Raw genomic sequence first — 905 nt, forward strand, 5'->3', positions numbered from 1 at the left:
AATCAAAATGGTGCTCCATTAAGACTGATTGTCCCATGGAAATATGGTTTTAAGAGCATAAAGTCCATAGCTCGAATTTCGTTTAGCGAGACACGACCACGAACGAGTTGGGAGAAAGCGGGGCCAAGTGAATATGGCTTTTATTCCAATGTAAACCCCAACGTTGATCACCCTAGATGGAGTCAAAAGACAGAGAGGCGATTACCTAACTCTTTGTTTAGTCCAAATCGCATCGATACCTTGATGTTTAATGGGTATGAAGAGCAGGTTGCATCACTCTACGCTGGGATGGATCTGAAGAAGAACTACTAATTATGAATGTAAAAACTGCTCACTTGATGCGTTGGTGGTTTATTTTTATTGCTTGCTTAGCTCCACTGCCATACATCGTGTATAGATTGGTGGTTAATAACCTTGGGGCGGAGCCGGCGAAAGCTTTAGTAGAGTTCTTGGGGGAAACCTCGCTTATTGTGCTGTTTGTGACATTAGCTGTCACGCCGCTAAGTAAATTCAAGATGCTTCCTAGTTTCGTTAAATATCGCCGTATGCTTGGGTTGTGGGTTTTCTTCTATGCCTGCTTGCATTTGTTGAGCTACGGTATGTTTCTCGTTGATTGGAGAAATTTTATAGAAGATTTGTATCAACGACCCTACGTCATTGTTGGTGCGTTGGCGTTCCTGATCCTATTAGTTTTGGCAGTGACCTCTCCTCGCACGGCAATTAAAAAATTAGGGAAGAAATGGAAGCGTCTGCATCGTTGGGTATATCTAGCGACGTTCTTGGTAGTCGTTCATGTCTATTGGCAGTTAAGAGCTGATTACTTTGAGGCGCTCGTCTACTTCACTTTTTTCGTTGCCCTAATGTCATTTAGGTTAGATGTTCTGCTTGCTTGGAAATCTAAAGTG

2 protein-coding genes are annotated in these 905 nt (G+C 42.7%); both read left to right on the forward strand.

The features are described from left to right. Nucleotides 1–312 (forward strand): molybdopterin-dependent oxidoreductase (locus A3738_RS25425; RefSeq protein ID WP_156504493.1); only part of this gene is annotated, 312 nt, incomplete at its 5' end. Nucleotides 313–314: 2 nt separating this feature from the next. Next, nucleotides 315–905, forward strand: a 591-nt coding sequence (locus A3738_RS25430) for a sulfite oxidase heme-binding subunit YedZ (RefSeq protein WP_068763944.1), incomplete at its 3' end; no start/stop codon positions are given.

Source organism: Oleiphilus sp. HI0066 (assembly GCF_001635725.1).